22 protein-coding genes and 2 tRNA genes are annotated in these 26,759 nt (G+C 68.8%); 11 read left to right on the forward strand and 13 right to left on the reverse strand.

All coding sequences use genetic code 11. From position 1 onward, the window contains the following. Nucleotides 1-164 precede the first annotated feature (164 nt). From clpX to C5C17_RS09285, 7 genes are all read right to left on the reverse strand, one after another. Entirely contained in the window at nt 165-1,442 is a 1,278-nt protein-coding gene (clpX, locus tag C5C17_RS09255) for an ATP-dependent Clp protease ATP-binding subunit ClpX (RefSeq protein ID WP_104253100.1), read from the reverse strand. Nucleotides 1,443-1,566: 124 nt separating this feature from the next. After that, complete coding sequence (locus tag C5C17_RS09260) at nt 1,567-2,238, reverse strand: ATP-dependent Clp protease proteolytic subunit (RefSeq protein ID WP_104253101.1); 672 nt, start codon at nt 2,236-2,238, stop codon at nt 1,567-1,569. 14 nt (nt 2,239-2,252) lie between these two features. Further along, nucleotides 2,253-2,867, reverse strand: coding sequence for an ATP-dependent Clp protease proteolytic subunit (locus C5C17_RS09265; RefSeq protein WP_104240770.1), 615 nt, complete (start codon nt 2,865-2,867; stop codon nt 2,253-2,255). Nucleotides 2,868-3,248: 381 nt separating this feature from the next. Beyond that, entirely contained in the window at nt 3,249-4,640 is a 1,392-nt protein-coding gene (tig, locus tag C5C17_RS09270; RefSeq protein WP_258066115.1) for a trigger factor, read from the reverse strand. A 257-nt stretch (nt 4,641-4,897) separates the two neighbouring features. Then, complete coding sequence (locus tag C5C17_RS09275; RefSeq protein ID WP_104253103.1) at nt 4,898-6,466, reverse strand: tripartite tricarboxylate transporter permease; 1,569 nt, start codon at nt 6,464-6,466, stop codon at nt 4,898-4,900. Further along, nucleotides 6,454-7,134 (reverse strand): tripartite tricarboxylate transporter TctB family protein, encoded by a 681-nt coding sequence (locus C5C17_RS09280; RefSeq protein ID WP_104253104.1) that lies wholly within the window; start codon nt 7,132-7,134, stop codon nt 6,454-6,456. Before C5C17_RS09280 ends, C5C17_RS09275 begins: the two co-directional genes overlap by 13 nt. Beyond that, the gene (locus tag C5C17_RS09285) at nt 7,131-8,126 is read right to left on the reverse strand and encodes a tripartite tricarboxylate transporter substrate binding protein (RefSeq protein ID WP_181028535.1); all 996 of its coding nucleotides are present in this window, start codon (nt 8,124-8,126) and stop codon (nt 7,131-7,133) included. Before C5C17_RS09285 ends, C5C17_RS09280 begins: the two co-directional genes overlap by 4 nt. A gap of 177 nt (nt 8,127-8,303) precedes the next feature. Here C5C17_RS09285 and C5C17_RS09290 point away from each other — a divergent pair, with 177 nt between their 5' ends. Then, a complete protein-coding gene (locus C5C17_RS09290; protein ID WP_104253105.1) occupies nt 8,304-9,659 on the forward strand; it encodes an ATP-binding protein in 1,356 nt (451 codons plus the stop codon). Continuing rightward, nucleotides 9,656-10,402 (forward strand): response regulator, encoded by a 747-nt coding sequence (locus C5C17_RS09295; RefSeq protein WP_104253106.1) that lies wholly within the window; start codon nt 9,656-9,658, stop codon nt 10,400-10,402. Before C5C17_RS09290 ends, C5C17_RS09295 begins: the two co-directional genes overlap by 4 nt. On the opposite strand, the gene C5C17_RS09300 is transcribed toward C5C17_RS09295, so the two are convergent. Next, nucleotides 10,403-11,824 carry a hypothetical protein gene (locus C5C17_RS09300; RefSeq protein ID WP_104253107.1) on the reverse strand — a complete coding sequence of 474 codons (1,422 nt, stop codon included), beginning with the start codon at nt 11,822-11,824 and terminating at the stop codon, nt 10,403-10,405. Between the two features lie 118 nt (nt 11,825-11,942). On the opposite strand from C5C17_RS09300, the gene C5C17_RS09305 reads away from it, so the two are divergent. The 4 genes from C5C17_RS09305 (at nt 11,943) to C5C17_RS09320 (ending at nt 16,354) form a co-directional block, all read left to right on the forward strand. Beyond that, entirely contained in the window at nt 11,943-13,133 is a 1,191-nt protein-coding gene (locus C5C17_RS09305) for a M24 family metallopeptidase (RefSeq protein WP_104253108.1), read from the forward strand. Next, nucleotides 13,130-14,374 carry a M20 family metallopeptidase gene (locus C5C17_RS09310; RefSeq protein ID WP_219820496.1) on the forward strand — a complete coding sequence of 415 codons (1,245 nt, stop codon included), beginning with the start codon at nt 13,130-13,132 and terminating at the stop codon, nt 14,372-14,374. Before C5C17_RS09305 ends, C5C17_RS09310 begins: the two co-directional genes overlap by 4 nt. A gap of 62 nt (nt 14,375-14,436) precedes the next feature. Further along, entirely contained in the window at nt 14,437-15,876 is a 1,440-nt protein-coding gene (locus tag C5C17_RS09315) for an MFS transporter (RefSeq protein WP_104253109.1), read from the forward strand. Nucleotides 15,877-15,904: 28 nt separating this feature from the next. Further along, nucleotides 15,905-16,354: a hypothetical protein gene (locus tag C5C17_RS09320; protein ID WP_104253110.1), complete on the forward strand. Its 450-nt coding sequence runs from the start codon at nt 15,905-15,907 to the stop codon at nt 16,352-16,354. 17 nt (nt 16,355-16,371) lie between these two features. Here the strand turns inward: C5C17_RS09320 and C5C17_RS09325 are convergent, their stop codons facing one another. Both C5C17_RS09325 and C5C17_RS09330 read right to left on the reverse strand, forming a co-directional pair. After that, nucleotides 16,372-16,857, reverse strand: coding sequence for an SRPBCC domain-containing protein (locus tag C5C17_RS09325; protein ID WP_104253111.1), 486 nt, complete (start codon nt 16,855-16,857; stop codon nt 16,372-16,374). Nucleotides 16,858-16,873: 16 nt separating this feature from the next. After that, complete coding sequence (locus C5C17_RS09330) at nt 16,874-17,251, reverse strand: helix-turn-helix transcriptional regulator (RefSeq protein ID WP_104253112.1); 378 nt, start codon at nt 17,249-17,251, stop codon at nt 16,874-16,876. Nucleotides 17,252-17,344: 93 nt separating this feature from the next. Between C5C17_RS09330 and C5C17_RS09335 the strand changes: the two genes are divergently transcribed. Both C5C17_RS09335 and C5C17_RS09340 read left to right on the forward strand, forming a co-directional pair. Further along, entirely contained in the window at nt 17,345-18,466 is a 1,122-nt protein-coding gene (locus C5C17_RS09335; protein WP_104253113.1) for a winged helix DNA-binding domain-containing protein, read from the forward strand. Nucleotides 18,467-18,509: 43 nt separating this feature from the next. Next, a complete protein-coding gene (locus tag C5C17_RS09340; RefSeq protein ID WP_104253114.1) occupies nt 18,510-21,584 on the forward strand; it encodes a DEAD/DEAH box helicase in 3,075 nt (1,024 codons plus the stop codon). Between the two features lie 77 nt (nt 21,585-21,661). Here C5C17_RS09340 and C5C17_RS09345 read toward each other — a convergent pair. After that, nucleotides 21,662-21,735: transfer RNA gene (locus C5C17_RS09345), tRNA-Gly, on the reverse strand. 143 nt (nt 21,736-21,878) lie between these two features. Here C5C17_RS09345 and C5C17_RS09350 point away from each other — a divergent pair. Together C5C17_RS09350 and C5C17_RS09355 are read left to right on the forward strand one after the other, a co-directional pair. Next, a tRNA-Pro gene (locus tag C5C17_RS09350) sits at nt 21,879-21,952 on the forward strand. Between the two features lie 217 nt (nt 21,953-22,169). Then, nucleotides 22,170-23,798: a Mur ligase family protein gene (locus tag C5C17_RS09355; protein WP_181028536.1), complete on the forward strand. Its 1,629-nt coding sequence runs from the start codon at nt 22,170-22,172 to the stop codon at nt 23,796-23,798. A gap of 117 nt (nt 23,799-23,915) precedes the next feature. Here the strand turns inward: C5C17_RS09355 and C5C17_RS09360 are convergent, their stop codons facing one another. Further along, nucleotides 23,916-25,340 (reverse strand): DUF2252 domain-containing protein, encoded by a 1,425-nt coding sequence (locus C5C17_RS09360; protein ID WP_104253116.1) that lies wholly within the window; start codon nt 25,338-25,340, stop codon nt 23,916-23,918. Between the two features lie 103 nt (nt 25,341-25,443). Beyond that, nucleotides 25,444-25,893 carry a GNAT family N-acetyltransferase gene (locus C5C17_RS09365; protein ID WP_104253117.1) on the reverse strand — a complete coding sequence of 150 codons (450 nt, stop codon included), beginning with the start codon at nt 25,891-25,893 and terminating at the stop codon, nt 25,444-25,446. A 110-nt stretch (nt 25,894-26,003) separates the two neighbouring features. Here C5C17_RS09365 and C5C17_RS09370 point away from each other — a divergent pair, with 110 nt between their 5' ends. Next, on the forward strand, nt 26,004-26,666 hold the full coding sequence (locus tag C5C17_RS09370; RefSeq protein ID WP_104253118.1) for a DUF6891 domain-containing protein: 663 nt from the start codon (nt 26,004-26,006) through the stop codon (nt 26,664-26,666). Nucleotides 26,667-26,759: the final 93 nt, after the last annotated feature.

Here is a 26,759-nt window from a genome sequence, read left to right on the forward strand (position 1 = left end):
GCGCGTCGGTGAGCACCCCGAGCACCCCGAGCCCGCCGACTGCGCTTCCCGACCGGCCGCTCCCCCGCGGCGGCGCGCGGCTGGCCCACGCAGAGCGGAAGCCCCGCCTGCTGGATGGCTGGCGGGGCTTCCGGACGTCGTTGACGCGCTCACGCGACGGTGAGTTAGGCCGACTTCTCGGCGCGCAGCTCGGGTCGCGGGATGATCGTCGGCGCCGCATTCTTGAGCACCACGTCGCGAGTGATCTCGACCCGGCTCGCGTCGTCGAGCGAGGGCACATCGAACATGACCGGCCCGAGCGTCTCCTCGAGGATGGCTCGGAGCCCGCGGGCACCGGTCTGGCGCAGCACCGCGAGGTCGGCGATCTCCTCCAGCGCGCCTTCGTCGAAGACGAGCTCGACACCGTCGAGTTCGAACATCTTCTGGTACTGCTTGACGAGCGCGTTGCGCGGCTGCGTGAGGATGTCGATGAGGGCACCTCGATCGAGCGGCGAGACCGTCGTGATGACGGGCAGGCGACCGATGAACTCCGGGATGAGACCGAACTTGTGGAGGTCTTCCGGGAGCACCTCGCTGTAGAGGTCGCGATCATCGTTCTTCGAGTGCAGGGGGGCGCCGAAGCCGATGCCCTTCTTCCCGGCGCGCTGCGAGACGATCTCTTCCAGGCCCGCGAAGGCACCCGCCACGATGAACAGAACGTTCGTCGTGTCGATCTGGATGAACTCCTGCTGCGGATGCTTGCGGCCACCCTGCGGCGGAACCGAGGCGACCGTGCCCTCGAGGATCTTCAGCAGCGCCTGCTGCACACCCTCGCCGGAGACGTCCCGCGTGATGGACGGGTTCTCCGCCTTGCGCGCGATCTTGTCGATCTCGTCGATGTAGATGATGCCCGTCTCTGCACGCTTCACGTCGAAGTCGGCAGCCTGCAGCAGCTTCAGCAGGATGTTCTCGACGTCTTCGCCGACGTACCCGGCCTCTGTGAGCGCTGTCGCGTCGGCGACAGCGAACGGCACGTTGAGGCGCTTCGCGAGCGACTGCGCGAGGTAGGTCTTTCCGCATCCGGTTGGCCCGATGAGCATGATGTTGCTCTTCGAGATCTCGACCTCATCGACCCGCTCTTCCGCAGAGGTGATCTGGCCGAGCGCGCGGACACGCTTGTAGTGGTTGTAGACCGCGACGGCGAGCGCCTTCTTCGCGGGCTCCTGCCCGATGACGTACTCCTCGAGGAAGGCGAAGATCTCGCGCGGCTTCGGGAGCTCGAAGTCCTTGACTTCGCTGGTCTCGGAGTCGGCCATGCGCTCTTCGATGATCTCGTTGCACAGCTCGACGCACTCGTCGCAGATGTAGACACCAGGACCAGCGATGAGCTGCTTGACCTGCTTCTGGCTCTTGGCGCAGAACGAGCATTTCAGCAACTCGCTGCTTTCACCGATACGTGCCATGAGGACCTCCTTCGCGGTCTGCCAAGACTAACCCGAACCACCGACATTGCACGGATGGCCGCGCCAGGGGGACTCCCTGACGCGGCCATCCGGGCCCTGCATGTCGCTGTTCGGTCGACTCGAACTAGTCGATGATGACCGGCTCGGCGCCCTTGCGGCTCGTGAGCACCTGGTCGATGAGGCCGTACTCGAGGGCCTCGGCGGCCGACAGGATCTTGTCGCGCTCGATGTCGCGGTTCACCTTGTCGACGGGCTTGCCCGAGTGACGCGAGAGCGCCTCCTCGAGCCAGGTGCGCATCCGCAGCACTTCCTGCGCCTGGATCTCGATGTCCGAGGCCTGCCCCTGGCCGGCGCCGCCGGTCGAGGGCTGGTGGATGAGGACTCGGGCGTTCGGGAGGGCGAGGCGCTTGCCGGGCTGGCCCGCGGCGAGCAGCACGGCGGCCGCGGAGGCTGCCTGCCCGAGGCACACGGTGGAGACCTCGGGGCGGATGTACTGCATCGTGTCGTAGATCGCCGTCATGGCCGTGAACGATCCACCGGGCGAGTTGATGTACAACGTGATGTCGCGGTCAGGGTCCTGGCTCTCGAGCACGAGGAGCTGGGCCATGATGTCGTCAGCCGAGGCGTCGTCGACCTGCACGCCGAGGAAGATGATGCGGTCCTCGAAGAGCTTCGCGTACGGGTCCTGGCGCTTGTAGCCGTAGGCCGTGCGCTCCTCGAACGACGGCAGGATGTACCGCGACGAGGGGCTCTGGACGCCTGCCGGCGAGCCGCCGGTCAGAAATGGGGTGTTCATATGCTCTGGCTTCCTTACTCTGCCGACTCGGACGTGGACTCGGCGTCGCGCTTGGTGCCGCCGCCGCCCGTGACCTCGGTCGCCGACGAACGGATGTGGTCGACGAAGCCGTACGCCAGCGCCTCATCGGCGTTGAACCAGCGGTCGCGGTCGCCGTCTTCGTTGATCTGCTCGAGGCTCTTGCCCGTGCGCTGCGCCGTGATCGACGCGAGGCGCGCCTTCATGTCGAGGATGAGCTGCGCCTGGGTCTGAATGTCGCTCGCCGTGCCGCCGAAGCCGCCGTGCGGCTGGTGCAGCAGGACGCGTGCGTTCGGCGTGATGTAGCGCTTGCCCGGCGCACCTGCGGTCAGCAGGAGCTGGCCCATGGAGGCCGCCATGCCGATGCCCACGGTGACGATGTCGTTCGGCACGAACTCCATCGTGTCGAAGATCGCCATACCTGCGGTGATCGATCCACCCGGCGAGTTGATGTAGAGGTAGATGTCTCGCTCAGGGTCCTCTGCAGCAAGCAGCAGGATCTTCGCGCAGATCTCGTTCGCGTTCTCATCGCGCACCTCGGACCCGAGCCAGATGATGCGGTCTTTCAAGAGCCTGTCGAAGACGCTGTTCGGCAGTTGAATATCAGCCACGGTCGCTCCATTTCCCTAACGGTCGTCACCGAATCTAGTAGAGCCGCGAGGCCAGCGCTGGCCTGTTCGCCCACGGCACACGGTGCCTGGCAGTGTGCCAAGGAGTCGTGTCACTCCGTGCGGGGCTGCTGCAACGGCGATCAGTTTTGCGGATGCCCGTGCGGGGTTTCGGCAGCACTGATGGGTTCTGCGGATGCGCGTGCGGGTTTCCCTGAACGGTGATGGGGAAAAACCCATCACGGGCGCGAAAAGCCGGCACGTCACGGTGGACGCTGAGGGCAGGGAGGATGGGGCCGCGCATCCGGCCCCGCATCCGCTGCACCATGCACGAAGCGCCGCCGGCGTGATGGCCGGCGGCGCTTCGCGAAGTGGAACTGGAGACTACTTGGCCTCGTCGCCCTTGACCTCGTCGTCCTTGACCTCGTCGGACTCGACGGCCTCGGCGGATGCCTCGGCCTCAGCTGCGGCTGCCTTCTCCTTGGCGCGCTGGACAGCGACCGTGAACTCGGAGATGTCGACGGCGTCGCCGTTGGTGTCGACGACCTCCGCCTTGTCGAGAACGAACAGGATGGCCTTGGAGCGTGCGACCTCGCCGATCATGCCGGGGAGCTGGTTGTTCTCCTGCAGGACGCCGATGAACTCCTGCGGAGCCATGCCGTACTGGGCGGCCGACTGGATGAGGAACTGCGTGAGCTCGTCCTGCTCGACCTCGACGCCCTCTGCCTTGATGACCTCGTCGAGGAGCACCTGCTGGCGGAAGGACTTCTCGGCGTTGGCGCGAACCTCGACACCGTGCTCGTCGTCGGGCTGGAGGCCCTCCTGCTCGAGGTGGCGCGTGACCTCATCGTTGATGAGGGTCTCGGGCAGCGGGATCTCGACGAGCTCGAGGAGCTGCTCGACGACCTTCTCGCGTGCGGCGTCGACCTGCTCGAACGTCTTCTTGCTCTTGGCCTGCGTCTCGAGGTCGGCGCGGAGCTCCTCGATCGTGTCGAACTCGCTCGCGATCTGCGCGAACTCGTCGTCGACCTCGGGCAGCTCGCGGTCCTTGACGGACTGCACGGTGACCGTGATCTCTGCTTCCTTGCCCTCGTGCTCGCCGCCGAGCAGCGTGGAGCGGAAGGTCGTCTCCTCGCCCGCGGTGAGCGTGAGGAGCGCCTCGTCGGTGCCCTCGAGGAGCTGGCCGGAGCCGAGCTCGTACGAGATTCCCTCGGCCTCATCGACCTTCTCGCCGTCGACCGTCGCGATGAGGTCGAGCGTCACGAAGTCGCCGTCCTCGATGGGACGGTCTGCGGTGACGAGCGTGCCGAAGCGCTTGCGGAGCTCTTCGAGCTCGGCGTCGACGTCAGCCGCGTCGACGGCCGCAGCCTCGACCTCGACCTTGATGCCGTCGTAGGAGGGAAGCTCGATCGAGGGACGCGAGTCGACCTCGACCTCGACGACGAGGTCGCCTGCGAAGTCGGCGACGTTCGGCGTCTCGACGATGTCGGCCTTCGGGCGGCCGAGCGGCTGCACGTCGGACTCTGCGACGGCCTGGTTGAAGAACACGTCGAGGCCATCGGAGATCGCCTGGTCGAGGACGGCGGCGCGACCGACGCGCTGGTCGATGATCGGCGTCGGAACCTTGCCGCGGCGGAAGCCGGGCACCTGGATCTGCTCTGCGATGGTGCGGTAAGCGGAGTCGACGTATGGCTTGAGTTCAGCCGGTTCTACGTTGATCGTCAGCTTGACGCGGGTCGGGTTGATCTGTTCGACCGAGGTCTTCACGTGGGGCATCTCCTGAGATACGTGGGGTGACTGCGCGGATTCGCGCGTGGAGCGGGGTGCGACTGCACGCCGCGCACCACCCAGATGGGCGTATCGCCGCACTGATGCGGCTGCGAACAGCCTACGGCACCCACAAACGACAGCACTCTACCGGCAATCAGGATTCGTGTGGGCGCGGAGGCGCGAGGGCGGATCCGGGGAACGCGCGAGGGCGGGTGAGCGCGCTGTGCGCATCCACCCGCCCTCGCGGCATCCGCTGGTCGGCGCTACCTGGCGTCCTCTCGCTCGGCGGCCTGGACGGCGACGGCCTCCGTCTTGGCCTTCTGGATCTGCTTCTCGCGGGTGCGAGTCCGCAGGTGCTGGATGGCGCTGATGACGATGGCGCCGGCCATGAGCACGTACAGCGCGATGGTGATGGGCGAGTCGACGAGGATGCCCAGGTCACCTTCGCTGACCGCCAACGCGCGGCGCAGCTCGGTCTCGGCGAGTGGTCCGAGGATCGCGGCGATGAGCACGGGAGCGAGCGGGATGGCGTAGCGCCGCATCACGAAGCCGAACGCGCCGATCGCGAGCGCCAGCCAGAGGTCGACGGGCGACGACGCGATGGCGTAGACCCCGAGCATCGCGAAGCCCGTGATGCCCGCGTACAGGTAGTGGCGCGGGATCAGCAGCAGCTTCGCCCAGACGGCGGCGAACGGCAGGTTGATGATGAGGAGGATGAGGAGCCCGACGAAGAGGCTCGCGAGCAGCGGCCAGACGAGGTCTGCGCTGCGCTCGAAGAGGAGCGGCCCCGGCTGCATCCCGTACTGCTGGAACGCCGCGAGCATCATCGCGGCCGTCGCCGACGTGGGGAGGCCGAGCGCGAGCAGCGCGCCCATCGCCGTTCCTGCGGTGGCGTTGCCGGCAGCCTCGGGCGCCGCGACACCCTGGATGGCGCCGCGCGTGCCGAAGTCGCGGTCGCCGCGGCGCTTCGCGAGGCGCTTCTCCGTGCCGTACGCGAGGAAGGTGGGCACTTCGGAGCCGCCGACGGGGATCGCGCCGAAGGGCACGCCGTAGGCGGTGCCGCGAAGCCACGCCGGGAGGGCCTGTCGGAGCTCGCGAAGGTTCAGGTACGGCGATCCGGACGCGGGGATCTTCGTGAGCCCGCCCTCGCGGTGGATGCGGCTGGCGACGTGCAGGACCTCGCCGATCGCGAGGAGGCCCACCGTCACGACGATGATCGAGATGCCGTCGAAGAACTGCGGCAGGTCCATCGTGAAGCGCGAGGCGCCGGAGGGGCCGTCGACGCCCACAAGGGCGATCGCGAGGCCGATGCCGAGCGCGATGAGGCCGCGGATGACGGAGTCGGCGACCACCGAGGAGATCGCGACGAACGCGAACGCGGCCAGCGCGAAGTACTCGGCAGGCCCGAACTGCGTCGCCAGCTGCACGAGGAACGGCGAGAAGAACACGACGAGCGCCGTCGCGATCGTGCCGCCGATGAACGCGCCGATGGCGGAGGTTCCGAGCGCCTTCGCGGCTCGGCCGTCCTTCGCCATCCGGTGACCTTCGAACGTCGTCGCGATCGCCGAGGAGTTTCCCGGAGTGTTGAGCAGGATGCCCGAGGTCGAGTCGCCGAAGAGTCCGCCGAAGTAGATGCTCGCGAACATGATGAACGCGCCGGTCGGGTCGAGGCTGAAGGTGACGGGGAGCAGCAGCGCGACGGCCATGGCGGAGCCGAGGCCGGGCAGCACGCCCACCGCGGTCCCGAGGACGGCGCCGATGAGCAGCCAGAGGAGGTTGATCGGGGTGAGGGCGACGGTGAAGCCCTCGAGGAGGTGGGTCAGCTGATCCATGGGAGGACTCCGCTCAGGATTCCGGACGGCAGCGTCAGGCCGAGGCCCGCCGAGAACGACAGCTGCACGAGTGACGAGAAGAGGAACGCGACCCCGATGTCGAAGAGGTGGCGCTTGCTGCCAAGGGCGTAGGCGACGACCCAGAACAGCGCGGCGGCCGTGATGATCCAACCGAGCGGCTCGAGCAGCAGCGCAGTGCCCGCGAGCGCGGCGAAGACGATACCGAGGGTCTTCCAGTCGGTGCCGTCGCGCTTCTTGCGCTCCTCCCCCGCGGCGGCTGTGACGACGCGGATCTCGGAGGTCGTGTCGATCTGGCCGATGTCCTCGAGCAGCTCCGGTGAGATCTCGAGCATCTGGTCCGCTTCGTCTTCGTCATCGCGTGCTGGCCTGCGGATGACGGTGATCGCGAGAGCGATGGAGACGATGAAGAGGAGGATGACGACGATCGTCGGGAAGAACTGCGGCCCGGGAACTCCCGCCGTCGCCGGCACGTCCATGGTGGCTGTGCCGATCGCGAAGACCGCGGCGAGGAGGAAGACGAACGCGGCGACCCCGAGTTCGCTCCTTCCGTGCCACCAGGAGCGTGACCCCGTCTGGATGCTGTTGGTCCCAGGCCCTCTCGAATCTCGAGAGCCCTGCGCCTTTCGCTGGTTCTGCACCTGACTCATAGTCCGAGCTCCTTCACGAGTGCGGTGACCTGGTCGGTCTCGCCGACGAGGAAATCTTCGAAATCGGTACCGGGCTGGAAGCTGTCCGTCCAGTTGTTCCGGTCGAGCGCGTCCGCCCATTCGGGGCTGTTCTCGAGCTCCGTGACGATGGCGACGAGCTCGTCGCGCGTGGCGTCGTCGATGCCGGGTGGGGCCACGACGCCGCGCCAGTTGACCATCGCGACGTCGACGCCCTCCTGCTTGAAGGTCGGGATGTCGATGCCCTCGACGGGGTCCGGGGCCGAGATCGCGAGCGCCTTGAGGGTGCCGGCCTCGATCTGGTCCCTGAACTCGTTGTAGCCGGAGAGGCCTGCAGCGGTGGTGCTCGAGAGCAGCGAGGAGAGCACCTCACCGCCGCCCGAGTAGGCGACGTAGTTCACGTCCTTCGGGTCGACGCCGACAGCCTTCCCGAGCATGCCGCTCAGGAGGTGGTCGATGCCGCCGAGCGAGCCGCCGGCGATCGAGTGGCCGCCGGGGTCCTTCTTCATGCCCTCGACGAACTCGTCGAGGGTGGTGTACGGCGACGAGGCCGGCACGACAAGCGCGTTGTAGTCGTCGGCGAGGCGGGCGATGGGCACCGTGTCGGCGAGCGACTCCCCCGTGTTGGAGAGCACGGTCGCTCCGACCATGACGCCTCCCGTGACCATGAGCAGGTCGTCGCGGCCCTGCATCTGCAGCAGCTGGCTGAGCCCGATCGTGCCACCCGCGCCCGGCACGTTCACGACCTGGGCGTTGTTGACGATGCCGTTGGCTCGCAGCGCCTGCTGGGCTTCGCGAGCGAAGGCATCCCAGCCTCCGCCGGGCGCCGCCGGCGCCATGATCGTGAGCTTGCTCCTCGCCGATGCTCCGGCACCCGCGCTGCTCGCATCCACGACCGCGAAGCCGAGGACAGCGACGGTGACGATGGCGAAGAGCGAGGTGAGCAGCTTGTTCGGGAGTCTTGTTCTACTCAATGAAGTATTCCTTCCGTTGGCAACGACTCTGTCGCCGCGCTGGTCTGCGCGCTCTCTACGATTGCACCGGGATTGAGCGCCGACGCCTTCTGGCCTTTATGGTCTTTGTGGACACGGAGGTTCGCCGGGCAACCGTCGTTCATCGACGATCGGCGCACGCGGAGGTGGTGGAGCGGCATGAGGAAGGAACCGCCCGCACAGCTCCGCGCCCTGCGCGGCCCACGTGTGCTCACGCTCGTCGCCGTGCAGTTCTCGATCGTCCTGATCTGCATGCTCGCGACCCTCCTCGTCGCGCTCCAGGTGCAGCACACCTCCATCCGTGAGGAGACCGGTGAGCGCACGCTCGCCGTCGCCCTGAGCCTCGCTGAGCTGCCTGCCGTGGTCGACGCCGTCGGCGAACCGGATGCCGGTGTCACGCTGCAGCCGATCGCCGACCTCGTCGCGCAGTCCGCTGGCGTCGACTACGTCGTCATCACCGACGACGAGGGCATCCGCATCACCCACCCGGTGCCCGAGCGGCGGGGAGAGATGGTGTCGACCGACCCAAGCGTCGCGCTCGGCGGGGAGACGTTCGTCGGCACCGAGGTCGGCACGGTCGGCCCGACGCTCCGCGCGAAGGTGCCGGTCTGGCGCGACGGGATCGTCGTCGGCACCGCTTCGGTCGGCATCCTCGAGTCCTCGATCTCCGCGCAGCTGGAGGACCGCGTCTGGCAGGTGGTTCCGTGGGTCATCGGCGCCGGAGTCTTCGGGCTCGCGGCCGCGGCCGCGGTCTCCCTCGTCCTCGGCCGACGCTTCGACCACCTCGCGGCCGCGGCGCAGGAGCTCGAGACGCAGCGCCGCTTGTCGGCGGCACTCCGCGAGCAGACCCATGAGTTCTCCAACCGCCTGCACGTGCTCTTCGGGCTCATCGAGGTCGACGAGCGGGGCGAGGCCCTCGAGTACATCCGCTCGCTGACGCCGGTGGATTCGCTCGCCGCAGATCCAGAACTCGAACAGGCCCTCTCGGATGCGCCCGTCCGCATCCGGGCGATCCTGGCAGCTGCGAGTGCGCGCCTCTGCGAGCACGGCGGGCAGCTCCACGCCGATGTCGAGAGCGACGACCGGGCCGTCCTCGAGCTCATCTTCGACGACGATGCGGCCACCGTGCTGAGCAATCTCGTCGGCAATGCGACTGAGGCCGTCGAGGAACAGGGGGCGCGCGGAATCGTGCGCGTCGCTGTCGAGGCGGCCCCCTCAGGATTGCGGATGCAGGTCGACGACAGCGGCCCGGGGGTGCCCGAAGAGCTCAGGGGCCACATCACCGAGGTCGGCTTCTCGACCAAGGAGACGCAGACGATGGACGGCCTCGAGATCCCCCGCGGCGTCGGCCTCGGCCTTGTGCGCCGCCTCACGCGGGAGCACGGCGGCGACCTCGTCATCTCGGAGAGCGAGCTGGGAGGTGCCCGCTTCGTGGCGACGCTGTCCTCCGCTGGTGCCCGCCGCGGCGCGGGCGGGTCCTCGGATGCTCCGACTGCTGGGAGGATCGCACCGTGACCGCCATCCGTACGCTCATCGTCGATGACGAGACCGCCGTCAGGCGCCTGCACGAGCGCATGCTCGCGGGCGTCGACGGCTTCGAGGTCGTCGCCACCGCAGGCAGCGGCCAGGAGGCCCTGGAGGTGGCCGCCAGCACGGAGATCGACCTCGTGCTGCTCGACGTGCACCTCCCGGACTTCAGCGGCGTCGAGGTGCTGCGCCGCCTGCGCCAGCTGCTCGGCGACTCCTTCGATGCCGTCATCATCTCGTCGGCCAACGACCGCCTGTCCGTCGCGCAGCTCGCGACGGCAAGCATCGCGGACTACCTGGTGAAGCCGTTCTCGAAGGCCAACTTCGAGGCCAGGCTCGTCAACTACCGGGACACTCGCGTGGCCGCGCCGAAGCCGGAGGCGAGCGCGCCGCAGACGGTCCCACTCCGCCAGCAGGACATCGACGGGCTGCTTGCGCGGCGCGGCGGTCCTGCCGCGTCGGCAGACCGGGCAGGCACCCAGGGACTTCCGTCGCCGACGACGCGCGGCAGGCCCCTGCCCAAGGGCCTCTCGGAGCCGACCATCAAGCTCGTCCTCTCGCACCTCGGCTCGGAGTGGCAGTCTGCGCTCGAGGTCGCGGAGGCGTGCGGCCTCTCCCGCGTCACCGCGCGTCGGTACCTCGACGACCTCTGCGGGCGCGGTCTGGCGGTCCTCGAACCGGTCTACGGCAAGCGCGGCCGCCCCGAGCTCCGCTACCGCCGCGCGTCCTGACTAGCTGGTCGGGGCTGGGGCCGCGCCGTCGAAGCTGATGCTCCAGGCCGTGTCCTCGTACGGCTCGACGCGGATGATCGTGGGACCGGCGGGGAAGGGCCTGGTGAGGGATGTGACCTCGCTGATGCTCTCGTACCAGCTGTCGGCGCCGAACGTGTCGATCGAGATGCTCTGCTCGGGTTCGAAGGTGAAGGTGGCGTCGCCACCGGTGCCCGTGTAGAGCACGACCTCAGGGCCGGTTCCGGTGTACTCGCCGTCGAAGGAGGGCAGCGTGTCCGTGGAGACGAGCGTCACCGTCCACTCCCCCTCGGCTTCGATGTCTATGGCCCGGAACTCGTCGTCCGTCCACTCGTTGATGACGGCGAGGCCCGAGTACTCGTCGTAGGCGGAGATGGAGGAGCCGCCCATCTGCTCGCCGTCGGCGTCGACGTCGTAGATGCGCAGCCGTTCGCCCTCGAACTCGACCTGCAGCAGGCCGATGTCCTCCGGTCCGCCGGGCAGGGTGACGTCGAAGCGTGCGTTGCCTGTTCCCGAGACGGTGGTCGTCCCGTTGAGATCGAGCGTTGCGGTGCCACCGGAGAGCTCCGTCACCGCTCCGCGGATCGAGCCGCCGGTCGAGCCGATCAGCTGGATCACGAGCGCAACGACCGTCATGACGAGGGTGATGACGCCGACGACGCGGCGCCCACCACCGGCACGAAGCAGACCGATGCTGGCGATGAGCGAGACGACGATGAGCACCCAGCCGACGAACGACATCCCCGAGATCGCGAAGGTGAGCGCGAGGATGGCGGCGATGACGCCGAACCAGCCGCCTCCGCCCTTCTTCGCCGTCGCGGCGGGCGCCTTCGATGCAGGAGACGGCGCGGCCGACGGCGCAGGACGCTGCTTCGTCGGAGTCTTGGAGCTCGCTCCCCGCTGCCCCGCGCCGCTCCCCGGGCGGCCGCCGACCAGCGCGCTCTGCACCTCCCTGGCACGTTTCCCGAGGAGGGCGCTGCTGTCGGTTGCGACGCGCGTGAGCAGTTCCTCACGGTCGAGCGGGGCGTCGGCCGTCTGCGTGAGCTCCTCGCCGTCTCCTGCGCGAAGCACGTGCCCCGGCGACTGCGCTTCCTGCTCGCGGCGGATGATCGCGTCGAGCTCCTCCAGCGTCCGCGGCGGGTCGGGCAGCCCAGCCGGGGTGTCACCGCCCGCCGTCGTCGACCGCGGTGCGTCGTACGGATCTTGAGCGGCGTCCTGCGCATCCCGCGTCGCCTCGCGCTGCTCGTCCTCGAGCCGCTGCGCGTCGCCCCTGCTGTCCTGCGCCGCCCACTTCGACACGAAATCAGGGGCCCGGTACCCCGTCGGTGCCTGGTAGTCGCGCTGCGAGTAGTCGACGGCTCCGTCGTCCTTCTCGGAGTCTTCTGGCGTCGAGTTGTCTGGCACGTGGGCTCCTCGGGGCGATGAACGGGGCGGTGATCGCGCATCCATTGAACTACATGCACTCGACCCGGCCCGCGAGCGAGTAGATTCTCGGGACCGCAGTCAGAGAGGGAGGGCCCAGATGTCGCAGCTCGCAGACTTCAGCCGTGAGGAGTTCGAGGTCAGGCTCGCGAACACGAGGGTCAGGATGCAGGACGCAGGCCTCGACGCGCTGCTGGTGACCGACCCGGCCAACCTCCACTACCTGACCGGGTACAACGCCTGGTCGTTCTACATGCCGCAGTTCCTTTTCGTTCCGGCCGACGGTGATCTGCTGCTCGTCATGCGAGCCATGGACGCGCACGGCGCGCACCACACGACCTGGCTGCCGCGCGAGCAGGTCGCCGGCTACCCGGAGAGCCTCGTGCACCGAGCCGAGGTGCACCCCATGGACTGGGCGGCAACCGAGCTCCGCGAGCGCGGTCACGCCGCCAGGAGGATGCGGGTCGGCTACGAGTCGGAGGCGCACTTCTTCTCAGTTCGCTCGTTCCTGACGCTGCAGCGCAGGCTCCCCGAATGGGAGCTCGTCGACAGCCATGAGCTCGTCAACTGGGTGCGCCTCGTGAAGTCGAGCGCGGAGATCTCGTTGATGCGCGCCGCGGCGGCCGTCAGCTCGAACGCGATGGCGGTCGGCATCGAGGCGCTGCGCGGCGGCAGGAGGCAGAGCGACATCGCCGCGGATATTCAGGCCGCGCAGGCCGCGGGGATCGGCGACGCCGAGGGTGACTACCCGTCGATCGTTCCCATGATGCTCGCCGGCGAGGGCGCCGACACGCCTCACCTCACGTGGTCGAGCGCCCAGATCGTGGCCGGCGAGGCGGTCTCGCTGGAGCTCGCTGGAGCTCACCGCCGCTACCACGCCCCGCTCGCCCGCACCGTGAGCCTCGGGCAGCCGAGCTCCGAGCTGCAGCGGGTCGCCGCGACGACCCTCGACGGCTTCGAGGCCGCACTCGAGCTGCTGCGTCCCGGCCAGACCCCCGAGGCGGCCGTCGAGGCCTGGGATGCGGTGCTCGCGAAGCAGGGACTCACGAAGGCGTCGCGTCTCGGCTACTCGATCGGCATCGGCTACCCGCCGGACTGGGGCGAGCACACCGTGAGCATCCGCTCGGGCGAAGAGACGGTGCTGGCCCCGAACATGACCTTCCACCTCATCGCGGGCATGTGGATGACGGGCTTCGGCTTCGAGGTGTCCGAGTCGATCCGCATCACCGAGACGGGTGTGGAGGTGCTGACCAGCGCACCGCGCGAGCTCATCGTGAAGGTCGACGCGTGAGCGCGCTGAGCCCGGTCGAGACGGCGGTGCTCGCGCGGATCGATCTCGAGCACATCGTCGCGGATACGTCCACCCTGATCCGCGCGAGGGGCGAGAACCCGGGAGAGACGGAGGCGGCGACCGTGGAGGTCCTCGCGACGCTGTGCGAACGAGCCGGCGCGCAGGTCACGCTCACCGAGGTCGCGCCCGGTCGACACAACCTGCTCGCCGAGATCGGCGACGGCGACGGGCCGGCGCTTCTCTTCCTCGGACACAGCGATGTCGTGCCCGCGGGAGCGGGCTGGCTCGGCGACCCCTTCGAGCCGCGCCTGGTCGACGACCAGCTCATCGGCCGAGGCGCCGTCGACATGAAGGGCGGGCTCGCCGCCGTGATCGCGGCGATGTCCGCCGTGCACGCTCAGCGGCCCGATGTCCGCCTCTCGCTGCTCTGCACCGTCGACGAGGAGGACACCGCGACGGGTGCGCTCCGCTACATCGCCGATGCGCCCACGGCACGGGAGCTGCGGAGCGCCGGAGACCCGCTGCCCTACTCGGCGTGCATCGTCGCCGAGCCGACCGGCCTCGACACCGTCGTCGCGTGCCGAGGTGCCACGAACTTCATCATCACGCTTCGCGGGGCCGCAGCCCACGCCGGCAATCCGTCTGACGGAGCGAGCGCCATCGCAGCAGCGGCCATCGCGGTGCAGACCATCGAGGGCGACGCGAGACACATCGCACAGCAGGCCGCGGCAGTCCCCGGACTCATCGGCACCGGCAGCTGGAACGTCGGCATGATCGCCGGCGGCCACGGCACCTCCATCGTCGCCGAGGAGTGCACCCTCTACGTCGACCGCCGCGTGCTTCCAGACGAGGAGCCGCAGGAGATCCTCGACGACGTGCTCGCGCGCATCCGCTCGGCCATCCAGCAGAGCGGCATGCTGAACGCCGAGCGCATCACCGTCACCGGCCAGCTCGACATGGCTATGCCCGGATTCCTCACTCCGCCCGAATCGGCCGTTCCCGGCACCGCCGTGCGTGCCGTCGCCGACGCGGGCGGCACCTCGAGCATCGGCGGGTGGAGCGCCGCCTGCGAGGGCGGGTTCATCGCTCGCCACCAGGAGATCCCGGTCGTCATCCTCGGCCCGGGTGACGTGAAGTCGCAGGCGCACCAGCCGGAGGAGCGCGTGCAGGTGGGCGACCTCCTGACCGCCGCGCGCGCCTACGCGCTTATAGCGCTCCGTCTCGACGAGTCGCCCCGGTAACACCCAGGTGGCCGCGCTGGACTTGAGCATTACCCGTGTGGAACTTCCAGCAAGGAGCCCCCATGTCCTCTGATCAGTCCAGCACAGGGGGCCAGAGCGCCACCCTGCCACCCCTGACCCGAGAGATCGATCTCACCCCCATCCAGCGCAAGACGGCACGGAGATCAGTCGCAGGCTCCGCCATCGGCAACGCCATCGAGTGGTTCGACTACGGCATCTACGGCTACCTCGCCATCTACGTCTCGCAGCTGTTCTTCACCTTCAGCGAGAACCAGGGTGGCGCACTCGCGCTCATCCTCACGTTCGCGACGTTCGCGGTCTCGTTCCTCGTGCGTCCGCTCGGCGGCATCGTGCTCGGCCCCCTCGGTGACCGCATCGGGCGCCAGAAGGTGCTCGTCTTCACGATCATCATGATCAGCCTCTCGACCGCCGCGATCGGCCTCCTCCCCTCCTTCGACTCGATTGGCTTCGCCGCGCCCATCCTGCTCATCCTGCTCCGCATGCTGCAGGGGTTCTCGGCGGGCGGCGAGTACGCCGGCGCGGCCATCTTCATGTCGGAGCATGCTCCGGACGACAAGCGCGGCTTCTTCGGGTCGTTCCTCGAATTCGGCACCCTCGCGGGTGCCAGCGCCGCCGCCATCCTGTGCACGACGCTGGCCTTCATCGTCGGCGACGACGGGATGCTCGAGGGCTGGTGGCGTCTGCCGTTCCTGCTGACGCTCCCCCTCGGCCTCGTCGCCCTGTGGATGCGCCGCCACCTGAGCGAGTCGGAGACGTTCGTCGACGACGCGCAGCAGCCGGGCGAGAAGCAGTCCGCCATCGGCGCCCTCGTGTCGCTGCTCAAGAACTACCCCATGCAGGTGCTCAAGCTCTTCGGCTTCGTGATCCTCATCAACGTCGCCTTCTACCTCGTGCTGACCTACATGCCGACCTACCTGTCGACGACCCTCGACCAGAGCACCGCGGAGTCGACCTTCTCGCTCGTGGTCATCCAGCTCCTCATGATGGCCGTCATCGTGCCGTTCGGGGCGCTCTCCGACCGCATCGGCCGGAAGCCGCAGCTCATCGCGGCGAGCATCGGCTTCACGGTGTTCTCGGTGCCTGCGGTCATGCTCATCCAGACCGGGTCGCTCGTCGCGCAGATCGCGGGGCTCGGCATCCTCGGCCTGTTCCTCGTGATGATCATCTCGACGATCTCCTCGACGCTTCCCGCGCTGTTCCCGACCGCGGTCCGCTACTCGGGCTTCGCCATCGGCTACAACATCTCCACGGCGATCTTCGGCGGCACGGCGGCTTCGGCGAACACGTGGCTCATCGACCAGACCGGCAACGTGCTCATCCCAGGCTTCTACCTCGCGGGTGCAGGTCTCATCGGCCTCATCTCCGTGCTGACCTTCAAGGAGACCGCCGGTCGCTCGCTGCGCGGCAACGTCATCCCAGGCAGCGACGACTCCGAGCGCGTCGCCGCCGGCGAGCATCTCGTCGGCAAGGTCAACAGGTAACCGGGCTTCGCGGCACTCGGAGGAACGAATGGCAGAGCTCATCCGCCTCGGCGGCGATGTCGCGAGGTACATCGCCGCCTTCGGGCATCCCGAGACGCACGCGGAGTCCGCGAGCCTCCTCGCCTCGCTGCCCGGCCCCGTGAGGCGCGAGCGCGCGTCGGGACTCGCGCGCACCTATCTCGAGTACCGGGAGGCGGGGGTGACGGTCATCGTCGAGCGGGCGAAGCTCGACGCCGCCATCGTCACGTTGGTCGGAGGTGAGGGCTTCGAGCCCTACGCGCGGCCGGCCCAGTTCATCGAGGGCATCGACTTCGCCACGGCGTACAAGGATGAGGTGCGAAGCGTCCTGGGTGAGCCCGTCCGCGCCGACGAGTACCAGGACAACTTCGACGTCGCCGGGGCGCACGTCGTCGTGGGCTACGACATCGACGACGTCTGGGACGTGCAGGTGCTCGCGAGAAGCCCGCTTCGCAGCTGAGCGCCCGAGCGAACGGCTCAGCCTGCGAGGACCCCGTCGATCTGCCCCATGGCCTCGGTCATGCCCTCCGCCATCCCCATCTGGAGGACGCTGTCGAAGTCGGCCGGCGACGAGAACACGGAGACGGTGGTCATGCGGGTGACGTCCCCCTGGCCTTCGATGGTGACGGTGCAGCGCATGACGGGCAGCTCGTGGTTCCGCGAGCCGTCATCGTGCGCGAACCCGTTGTCGAACGACAGCCTGCGGTGCGGTTCGATCGTCACGAACTCCCACCACTCCCCAGCTGTGCTGCCGTCCGGGCCGGTCATGTGCGAGGCCACCTGGCCGCCCGGCGCGAACTCGAACGAGTCCACCGTCGAGGGCCAGGTCGGCGGACCCCACCAGCGCTCGAGCTGGCGCGGGTCCTCCCAGAGCTGCCAGACCCGTTCCGGTGTGGCGGCGTGCTCGGTGACGACGGTCAGCGTGAGCTGATCCGCGTCCTTCTGCGTGGAGATGACAGGCATGATCTCTTCCTCTCGTTCACCGCTCGTCGGCGTCGGCGAGCGGGTTCGGTGTGCTGGTCTTGTCGTCGTCGGCGAGCAGGTCGTCGATGCGGGAGCTGCGCTCGCGCCAGAGCTGCTCGTAGGACTCGAGGAGCCGGGTCGCTCGGGCGATCGTCGCGCTGTCGGCGTGCACGAGCTGCTCCCTCCCCTGCTTCCGCTTCTGCGTGAGGCCCGCTCTCGTGAGCACGGCGACGTGCTTCTGCACGGCCGCGAAGCTCATGGCGTAGGCCTCCGCGAGGCTCGTCACCGACTGCTCTTCGCGGAGCACGCGCGTGAGGATGTCGCGCCTCGTCGCATCCGCCAGGGCCTGGAAGATGCGGCTGACGTCGTCCTCGCTGAGCTGTCGTATAACCATTTGGTTGCACGTTACGCCTGACTCTTGGCGATCGCAAGGCAAACCGGCCGCGCAGTTCCCTCGTCCGCCGGGCGCATCCGCGAGACTGACGTCATGACCACGGAACTCACGCGCGCGCAGCTCCTCGGCCTGCGGCAGCGAGCGCAGCTGCTTACGGGCGACCGCCTCACGGTCGCGGGTACTGCTGAGCGCCTGCTCGCCCTGCAGGGACAGGACCTGCCCGGTGCGCTCTGGTCGCTCGGACTCCGCTCCGGATCGACGATCAGCGAGGTCCGGGCGAGCTTCGACCGCGGAGAGCTCGTGCGCTGCTGGCCGTTGCGGGGGACGCTGCACGTCGTGCCCGCCCGCGACCTCGGCTGGCTGCAGCTGCTGACCGCCGACCGCGCACGTGCATCCATGCGCAAGCGCCACCAGGACCTGGGGATCGACGCGGCATCCGAGAACGCCGCCCGAAACTCGCTGCGCGCCGAGATGGATGCACGCGGTGAGACCAGACGCCTCACGCGCGCCGAGCTCTTCGCCGCCTGGGAACGCGACGGCATCTCGACCGGCGGCCAGCGCGGCGCGCACCTCCTGTGGCTCCTGTCGCTCGACGCGACCCTCGTCTACGGCCCATTCGCAGGCGCCGAACAGCAGCTGGTGATCGGCACCGAATGGATCGCCAGCACGGCCACGCTGGACCAGGACGCCGCGGTGCGCGAACTCGTCCGGCGCTACCTGCGAGGTCACGGCCCAGCGACGCTCGCCGACCTGCAGTACTGGTGCAAGCTGCCGCTCACCGTTCTCAGATCAGCGGTCGACGAGCTGGGCGACTCACTGGCCGGGGTCCAGTTCGACGGCGCGCGCCACCTCGTCGTCGCTGAGGCACTGGAGGCACGTGAGTGGCCGAAGAGCGCCTCGACACTGCTGCTTCCGGGCTTCGACGAGTGGATCCTCGGCTACCAGGACCGCTCGGCGAGCGTGCATCCTGATCACGCCGACCTCATCGTGCCGGGTGGCAACGGGATGTTCCGCGCGACGGTCGTGCATCGTGGCAGGTGCGTCGGGCTCTGGTCTAAGACGACGACCGCCAAGCGCACCCGGGTGGTCGCGACCCCCATCTCCGGCACGTTCTCAGCACCGACGCTGCGGGAAGCGGCGGCGCAGGTCGAGCGCTACGCCGCATTCCTCGGCGTGGACGGCACCCTCAGGGTCGGCGAATCGCTCCTGACCTGACCGCGGATGCCCGCGTGGGGGTGGTGGTTCGTAGACTGCACCGGTGACCCTTCCGAGTGAGACCCCCGCGCCAGCATCGTGGCGGAACGCGCTCACTCGCCTGCTCGAGAAGCCGGACGCCGCCGAAGCATCATCCCAGGCAGCACCACAGGAGCGGTTGGTGCCGCTCGCGCTGCAGTTCGAAGTGCGAGAGCTCATTCCGCGAACGATGTACCGCTGGAACGGACCGACGTCGCGCCGAGCGTTCACAGGGGACCAGGGCACTGGCGTCGCCCTCGAGGAGCTGCGCCTGGGCGTGCGCCCCGTCATGCAGGGCGTGCGCGGCAAGTGGGTCAAGGGCGACCTGACCTGGGCGAAGCTGCAGCACCTGCGCGGACGCCGCGACCTCGACCCACGGCACCAGGCATGGTTCGCCCAGTTCTTCGCGCTGCACCGGGCGGCACGACCCGCGGAGCCGGGGCAGGACAGCGAATGGATGTTCCTCGACGAGGCGACGAGCCCCGTCATGTGGACGATGCTCGAGGAGGCGACCAGCCAGGACATCGCGTTCGTCGGCACGGCCAAGAGCGCGACGATCGCGCTCGAGCACACCTCGAGCCTCACGCTCGACGCCCGGCGGACGGACACGGGACTCACCCTGGCCCCGCTCCTCATGGTCGGGGAAGCACAGGTCGACTTCGAGACGGCACGGCCCATCGGCGACCACGGCATCTACACCTTCGACGCCGACAATCCCGACAGCATCCGCCTGGCACCGAGTGACGCGCGCCTCACACCAGCGCAGCTCGTGCTCCTCGCTCCGGGTAACGCTCAGCGGGCGCGGTTCACGGTTCCGAGCCACGAAGCGGCCGAGTTCGAGCAGGCCCACCTGGCGGAACTCGCGGCGCATCTGCGGCTCGGCAGCGCCGACGCGTCCGTGCGCATCCCAGACCCGGCGCCCGCCGAGCTCGTCCTCACGACCACCTTCGGCCCACGGCACAGCCTCGAGCTGCGCTGGAAGTGGGCGAATCCCCGGTCGCGAGCAACGCCACCCGCGCTCTCGACCGTCATCGACGAGGGCCTGCTGCCGCGCGACTGGATGCCCGAGGACGCCGACGCACCCGGCTCCCTGCCCGTGCGCGTGACGCTCACGCAGATCGATGCCGCGCGCTTCGCGGCCGAGACGCTGCCGCTGCTCGAGCGCCAGCCCGGCGTTCGCGTCGAGACCGTCGGGACACCACCGGAGTACCGCGAGCTCCGCGGTGCGCCCAACCTGACGGTCACGACCGTGCCCACCGAACGGCACGACTGGTTCGACCTCGGCGTGACCGTCACGGTCGACGGGAAGGTGATCCCGTTCACGAAGCTCTTCAAGGCGCTCGCCCTCGGCAGGCCCAGGCTGCTGCTCATCGATGGCAGCTACCTCTCCCTCAAGCACCCGGCGTTCGAACCCTTGCGCGAGCTCATCAGCGAGGCGCAGGGGCTCAACGAGTGGGAGCCGAACCGTCTGCAGATCAGTCGGCGGCACGCGAGCCTCTGGTCGGATTTCGAGGACCTCGCCGACGAGGCGAAGCCTGCGGTGGAGTGGCGGGAGCTGCTGCGCGAGCTGCAGGATGATGCTCCGTCACCCATCGCCCCTCCCCGCGGACTCCAGGCAGAACTGCGCCCCTACCAGCAGGAGGGCCTCGACTGGCTCGCGTTCCTCTGGCGGAACAGGCTCGGCGGCATCCTCGCTGACGACATGGGTCTCGGCAAGACGCTGCAGACGCTCGCGCTCGCACAGCACGCACGCGAGGAGGCGCCGGAGGGCCGCGAGCCCGCGCCCCTCCTGGTCGTCGCGCCCACGTCCGCCGTCGGGAACTGGGCCTCGGAGGCGGCGAGGTTCACCCCTGGGCTGGTGGCGCGCGTCGTCGACGCGACGCAGGCCTCCTCGGGCAGGCGGATCGCCGACGTCGCGCGCGGGGCGAGCATCGTCGTCACGAGCTACGCCCTCTTCCGCCTCGACTTCGAGGCCTACCGCGCCGTCGCCGAGGACACCGGATGGTCGGGCCTCGTGCTCGACGAGGCCCAGTTCGTGAAGAACGCGAACTCCCTCGTCAGCGAATGCGCGCGCGAGCTGGAGGTGCCGTTCAAGCTTGCGATCACCGGCACCCCGCTCGAGAACTCCCTCACCGAACTCCATGCGCTGCTCGCCATCACTGCCCCCGGCCTGTTCCCCTCAGCGCGACGCTTCGGCGAAGAGTACGTGCGCACGATCGAGGGCAAGCGGCAGGGGGTGAGCGAGGGCGTCGGCGCGGGCCTCAGCGAGCCGGCGAGCGCCGAGGTGCGGGCCAAGCGACTCGCACGACTGCGGGCGCGCATCCGCCCCTTCCTGCTCCGCCGCACCAAGGAGCGCGTCGCACCAGAACTGCCGGAGAAGCAGGAGCAGACGCTGTTCATCGAGCTGAGCGACGAGCATCGCGAGCTCTACGACCTCTACCTGCAGCGGGAGCGTCAGAAGCTCTTCGGCCTGCTCGAGGACCTCGACAAGAACCGCTTCACCGTGTTCCGCTCGCTCACACTCCTGCGGCTGCTCGCCCTCGACCCCGCGCTCATCCACGCCGGACTCGACGGCATGGCGCCGGGAGACGTCCCGTCGAGCAAGCTCGATGCCCTCCTCGAGCACCTCGCCGATGTCGCCGCCGAGGGGCACCGTGCGCTGGTGTTCAGCCAGTTCACCTCCTACTTGAAGCTCGTCGCCGCCCGCCTCGAGACGCAGGGCATCCCATACGTCTACCTCGACGGCACGACAACGAAGCGAGCCGACGTGATCGCCTCGTTCAAGGAGGGCACCGCCCCCGTGTTCCTCATCAGCCTGAAGGCGGGCGGGTTCGGGCTGAACCTGACCGAGGCCGACTACGTCTTCCTGCTCGACCCCTGGTGGAACCCCGCGAGCGAGGAGCAGGCCATCGACCGCACGCACCGCATCGGGCAGGAGCGACGCGTCATGGTCTACCGGATGATCGCCGAGGGCACGATCGAGGAGAAGGTCATGGCGCTCAAGGAGCGCAAGTCGAAGCTCTTCGACGCGGTGATCGACGACGACGAGCTCTTCAGCACCGAGCTCTCCGCCGACGACATCCGCGGGCTGCTGCTGTAGGAGTGGTGGTCGAGGGCACGACGCCCGTGAGGACGGGAAAATCCCGGTAGCCCTGCGTGGGCTGACCGGGATTTCATTGGAGGGGCTGACGAGAATCGAACTCGCATCATCTGTTTGGAAGACAGAGGCTTTACCACTAAGCTACAGCCCCGAATCGGGACGAAGAGAATGCTACCGCATCTTCGGGTGGTCCGTGAACTCGCACTGCAACCCGCGCGTCGCCGTCCACGAGAGTGGTCTCCGACGCCCTGCGCGTCCGGTAGCATTGCCTGCGGTTCGCCGCGCGATCGGCACCGGGGTGTAGCTCAGCTTGGTAGAGCGCCCGCTTTGGGAGCGGGAAGTCGCAGGTTCGAATCCTGTCACCCCGACGAACTGCATGAGGCCCCCACTCGTTGGGGGCCTCTTTTTGTGTTTCATGCGGCGCACATAGACCACGCACATGTTTGCTATGTGGTCCACCTAAGCAGCGTCGTTACCTTCTTGTTATCTGCTCATCGGCGTGAGCCGTTGCGTCGCATCGACGGCGGCCCCGACGACCAGAGACGGCCATCCGCGGCGCACGAGCGCACCTCGAAAGGAACATCCTTGCAGTCAGACCTGGCACGTCCCCGAAACCCGCACGCCGTCGCCCTGACCGCCGTCGCTGACGCGACCGGCGGATCGATCTCCGCGGCGAGTGCTCAGGTGCAGGTGACCGGGGTCTCCAGCGACTCCCGCCGCATCCGCCCCGGCGATCTCTACGTCGCCATCCCCGGCGCGCAACGTCACGGGGCCGAGTTCCTGCCCGCCGTGGTCCGCGCCGGAGCCGTCGCCGTTCTGTCCGACGCTGCTGGAGCCGCGCTGGCGGCCGAGCACGAGCTTCCGGCCATCGTCGTCGAGAACCCTCGCGCGGTGATGAGCATCGCCGCAGCCGCGGTCTTCGGAACCGACGCCGCGGCTCCCCCGCTCTTCGCCGTGACCGGCACCAACGGCAAGACGACGACCAGCTACCTGCTGCACGCGCTCTTCCTCTCGCTCGGCTTCAAGGCGGGCCTCTCCGGAACCGTCGAGCGCATCGTCGGCGATGCGCGGCTCGAAACCCGCCTTTCCGGCCGCCTCACGACCCCAGAGTCGGACTACCTGCACGGCCTCGTCGCCCGCATGACCGAGGACGGCGTACAGGCGGCGGCGATCGAGGTCTCCTCGCACGGACTCGACGGTGCCCGCGTCGACGGTCTCCCCTTCGAGAGCGCCATCTTCACGAACCTCTCGCAGGACCACCTCGACGTCTATGGCACGCTCGAGAACTACTTCGCCTCGAAGCTCACGCTCTTCACCCCCAGGCGCGCCAAGCGCGGCGTCATCGCGATCGAGGACGAGTGGGGTCGCCGCGCGGCCCGCGAGGCGCAGATCCCCGTCGTGACGGTCGCTCGGGACACGGCGGAGGGCGCGGACGTCGCTGACTGGCTGCTCCACATCGACGCCGAGGGCCTCGAACGCACCGACTTCACCCTTCGCGGGCCGAACGGTGAGGAGCTCACCTCCAGCATCGGCCTGCCTGGTGCCTTCACGGCGCTCGACCTGTCGCTGGCGATCGTGGCCGTCATCGGCGCCGGACTCGCCTCCCTCGACGAGATCCGCGAAGCGCTTGCCGCGACCGACGGCCTCCACCCGGTCGTCCCCGGGCGCCTCGACCTCGTGTCGGGTGACTCCGAGCTGCGCGTCTACGTCGACTACGGCCACACGGCGGCGTCGTTCCGCGCGGTGCTACACGCGCTCCGCCCCTTCACCCCCGGCCGACTCTTCATGATCTTCGGCGCGGACGGCGACCGCGACAAGGGCAAGCGGCCCGAGATGGCCCGCGCCGCGAGCGAGGAATCGGACGTCGTCATCGTCACGGACTACAACCCGCGCACGGAAGACCCGGACGGCATCCGCCGCACGCTCGTCGAGACGATCCGCGCGGAGTTCCCCGAGCGGGAACTGTACGAGATCGCCGACTCGGCAGCAGGCATCGACCACGCCGTCGCGATGGCGGAGGTCGGCGACCTCATCTTCATCGGCGGCCACGGCCATCGGGCTGATGTCGAGGTCGACGGCCGCATCGTCCCGTACTCCGCCAGGGAGGCAGCCGCTGCCGCATTGCGCGAGCACGGCTGGCTCGCACCTGAGCCCGCGGCGGCGGCCGGGTCGGCGGATGCGGTCGGCGCAGATCGGGCGCAGCACGCGCCCTAGCCTGCTCCCAGCACCTGCGCCCGCGCATCAGCCGCCGATGGGGCGCGTGCACCCCACGTCGGCTCCCGAGCTGAGAAGACGCTACCGATCGACGGCGACCCGGAGGTGCGAACCCGCCTAGCGGTCGGAGACGGCCTCGAAGTCGCCACGGTCCCGGGCCGCGAGGAGCTCGGCGTAGTCCAGGGCGGACTGCTCGGCGTAGCCGATGGCCCACTCCGCCATTGCGCCGTCGAACGACCCGCTCTTGCCGAGGTAGCCGGCGATCATGGGGGCGATCGGGCTCTGCGCGTGCGCCCGGGCCAGCAGCGTTCCGCAGGCCTCGCCATACTTCGAGAACTCCGAAGGGGTCAGCTGCTCGAGCTCGACCGAGCCCTTCATGTCCCTGAACTGCCGCACGTAGAAGTCGCGCTCGATCCCGTCTTCGCCGGCGAAGCGAAGGTAGCCGAGGAATGGGTCGGAGACGGCCTGCAGGATGCGCTGGCAGCTCACGACCCGGTACCCCTCGCCGAGCTCGTCGTACTCGGCGCGTGTCCGCGCCTGCAGGAGGCGCCGCGGGTCGACGTCGCCGTAGGTCTCGAGCACCGACGCCGGCGCCTCCTTCACCTGCAGCACCAGCGCCTCACCCGCGGGCCCCGTCAGGATCAGGATGAAGCACCGCGTGCCGACGCTGCCGACACCGACGGCTCTGCGGGCGACGTCCGTGAGCGTGAAGCTGCCGAGCAGGAACGCCACGTCGGTGCTCACCGTGGCGCGGTACTGCTCGAAGAGCTCCTCGACGCGCGCCTCCGACTCCGGCGGGACGTGTGTCATCACCGGCGGGTTCTCCACGATGAGCCGCGTTCCGTCGGCCGCTCGCTCGGTGAGCTTGTCGACGAACTTCTGGGACGTGCGCTTCCTCGCGCTCTTCGTCGCCTTCGCGAGAACATCCTGCGCCTCCGTACGGAACGACGGGTGCGCCACATCCGTGTCGAGCCGCAGGTAGTACCGGTCGAGGGCGGAGTGGCCGACCATCTCGCGCATCCCCTCCCGGTAGGCGGCGGCGGCCTTGCGCGCCGCCTTCCGCGTCTTCTCCTCGGTCAGGCCGAGGTCGCGTGCGCCGACGACGACGCTCGCGACGAGCCGCTTCAGGTCCCACTCCCACGGCGCTGACGCCGCTTCGTCGAAGTCGTTGAGGTCGAACACGAGCGTGCGCTGGGGTGAGGCGAAGAGTCCGAAGTTGCTGAGGTGCGCGTCACCGCACGCGACGACCTGTATGCCCGTGGTGGCGCCCTGCGCGAGGTCGTGGGCCATGATGGCGGCCGTTCCCCGGTAGAACGTGAACGCACTGTCGAGCATCCGCCCCATGCGAAGCGGCACGAGCTCGGGCAGCCTCGCCGCATTCTGCTCAGCCAGGATCGCCTTCGGGTCGCGCTCCCCCGCGACGAAGATGGCGTGATCCACGTGCGGTTGCGTCTTGCGGAGCGCCTTGCCTGCCGCGTAGAGCTCGTCACGGCTCGGGCGCGGCGCGCGGTCACGCTGCAGGCGGCTGAGGTGTGTCGGCATCGGGGTGGCCTTCCTCGTCAGAGCGTCGAGCTCGAGCCCGATCTGGCACAGTGTCTCGCGAATCGGTGAACGCCGACAGACGCAGTCGCTCCTGGCCCAACGATCAGGAGACGATGTCGTAGGTGACCCACGACGTCTGCGTCGCGACGGCGTCGTAGAGGCGCCGCGCGGTGGTGTTGTCCTCGGCGGTGATCCAGCGCACGACGCTGAGGCCGGAGTCGCGCGCGTAGTCGCCGAGGTGCAGCAGCAGCGCCTTCCCTGCGCCGCCGCCGCGCACCGCCGTCGAGGTGAAGAGGTCATCGAGGTAGAGCCCCGTCGTCGCAGACAACGGACGCGCAAAGCGGCGCACGTGTGCGAGCCCACCCAAGCGCCCCTGCTCGTCGACCGCGACGAAGCCATGCGTCTCGTGCGCCTCGTCACCGAGCCAGGACCAGACCACATCCAGCTTCGACTCGTCTTCCGGCACCCCGTAGAACTCACGGTAGCCCCGATAGACCTCGCGCCACTGGGGCTCGTCAGCGGACGTCACAGGTCGCACGTTCCAGTCAGTCATGCCGTCAGTCTCCATCTCCGCGGCCGCACGCGGAAGTCGAACCGGCAGGAAGGGGACCCTGAACAGCTCGCGGTTGGACGTCCCCGCTCCGGAGACGTAGAGTCTCCGCCGTGGATCTGTTCAAGTACCTCCGCCCAGCCTCGACCACACCCCAGGCCGAGCACCAGCCGCACGGCGTTCACAACCCTCGGGAAACCCTCCGCGCCAAGACCGTCGAGCTCATCCGTCCCGGCTTCGTGTCGCTTGACGAGGCCCTCGAGACGGCGGGCTCATTCGCTGAGGATGAAGCGCTGCCCGTTCGTGCCGACGAGATCGAGCGGATCGTCACCGCGACCTGGGATGACCTCGCCGACTGCCAGCGCGACTGGTCCAGCGAGGGCGACTACGAGAAGCTGCGTGCCGCGTTCGCCGACCTGGAGCAGGCCGGTGTCGTCGCCCGCATGAACTTCGCCTGCTGCCAGAACTGCGGACGCACCGAGATCGAAGGCGAGAAGAACGCGGATGCCCAGAGCGGGTACGTCTTCTTCCACCAGCAGGATGCGGAGCGCCTCGCCGGTGACGACACGCAGCTCCTCCTCGCATTCGGCCTCTTCGCCTCGCCCGACGAGGGGACGGCCGACGAGCGTGCGGACGCCGAGCGTCAGCTCGGTCGCCTGATCGCCACCACGATGCGCAGCAACGGACTCGCGGTGGACTGGGACGAGGAACCGTCGAGCCGCATCTCGGTCTCGATCAGCAACTGGCGCAAGCGCCTCCCGCTCGTCAGCGCCTGACCAGCGCACCCCCTCCGTTCCCGGCAACCAGAGCCTGCCTCCCTGCGGCCCTCCTCCCCCACCCCTGTCTGAAACCGGCATTCCAGCGGCACG

It is taken from the genome of Pseudoclavibacter sp. RFBA6 (assembly GCF_002931575.1).
Classification (GTDB): domain Bacteria; phylum Actinomycetota; class Actinomycetes; order Actinomycetales; family Microbacteriaceae; genus Pseudoclavibacter; species Pseudoclavibacter terrae.

What these genes read in the sequence shown, in the direction of transcription:
- clpX (WP_104253100.1), bottom strand. Translation starts at nt 1,442, where the DNA reads ATGGCACGTATCGGTGAAAGCAGCGAGTTGCTGAAATGCTCGTTCTGC.
- C5C17_RS09260 (WP_104253101.1), bottom strand. Translation starts at nt 2,238, where the DNA reads ATGAACACCCCATTTCTGACCGGCGGCTCGCCGGCAGGCGTCCAGAGC.
- tig (WP_258066115.1), bottom strand. Translation starts at nt 4,640, where the DNA reads ATGCCCCACGTGAAGACCTCGGTCGAACAGATCAACCCGACCCGCGTC.
- C5C17_RS09275 (WP_104253103.1), bottom strand. Translation starts at nt 6,466, where the DNA reads ATGGATCAGCTGACCCACCTCCTCGAGGGCTTCACCGTCGCCCTCACC.
- C5C17_RS09280 (WP_104253104.1), bottom strand. Translation starts at nt 7,134, where the DNA reads ATGAGTCAGGTGCAGAACCAGCGAAAGGCGCAGGGCTCTCGAGATTCG.
- C5C17_RS09290 (WP_104253105.1), top strand. Translation starts at nt 8,304, where the DNA reads ATGAGGAAGGAACCGCCCGCACAGCTCCGCGCCCTGCGCGGCCCACGT.
- C5C17_RS09305 (WP_104253108.1), top strand. Translation starts at nt 11,943, where the DNA reads ATGTCGCAGCTCGCAGACTTCAGCCGTGAGGAGTTCGAGGTCAGGCTC.
- C5C17_RS09315 (WP_104253109.1), top strand. Translation starts at nt 14,437, where the DNA reads ATGTCCTCTGATCAGTCCAGCACAGGGGGCCAGAGCGCCACCCTGCCA.
- C5C17_RS09320 (WP_104253110.1), top strand. Translation starts at nt 15,905, where the DNA reads ATGGCAGAGCTCATCCGCCTCGGCGGCGATGTCGCGAGGTACATCGCC.
- C5C17_RS09325 (WP_104253111.1), bottom strand. Translation starts at nt 16,857, where the DNA reads ATGCCTGTCATCTCCACGCAGAAGGACGCGGATCAGCTCACGCTGACC.
- C5C17_RS09330 (WP_104253112.1), bottom strand. Translation starts at nt 17,251, where the DNA reads ATGGTTATACGACAGCTCAGCGAGGACGACGTCAGCCGCATCTTCCAG.
- C5C17_RS09335 (WP_104253113.1), top strand. Translation starts at nt 17,345, where the DNA reads ATGACCACGGAACTCACGCGCGCGCAGCTCCTCGGCCTGCGGCAGCGA.
- C5C17_RS09360 (WP_104253116.1), bottom strand. Translation starts at nt 25,340, where the DNA reads ATGCCGACACACCTCAGCCGCCTGCAGCGTGACCGCGCGCCGCGCCCG.
- C5C17_RS09365 (WP_104253117.1), bottom strand. Translation starts at nt 25,893, where the DNA reads ATGACTGACTGGAACGTGCGACCTGTGACGTCCGCTGACGAGCCCCAG.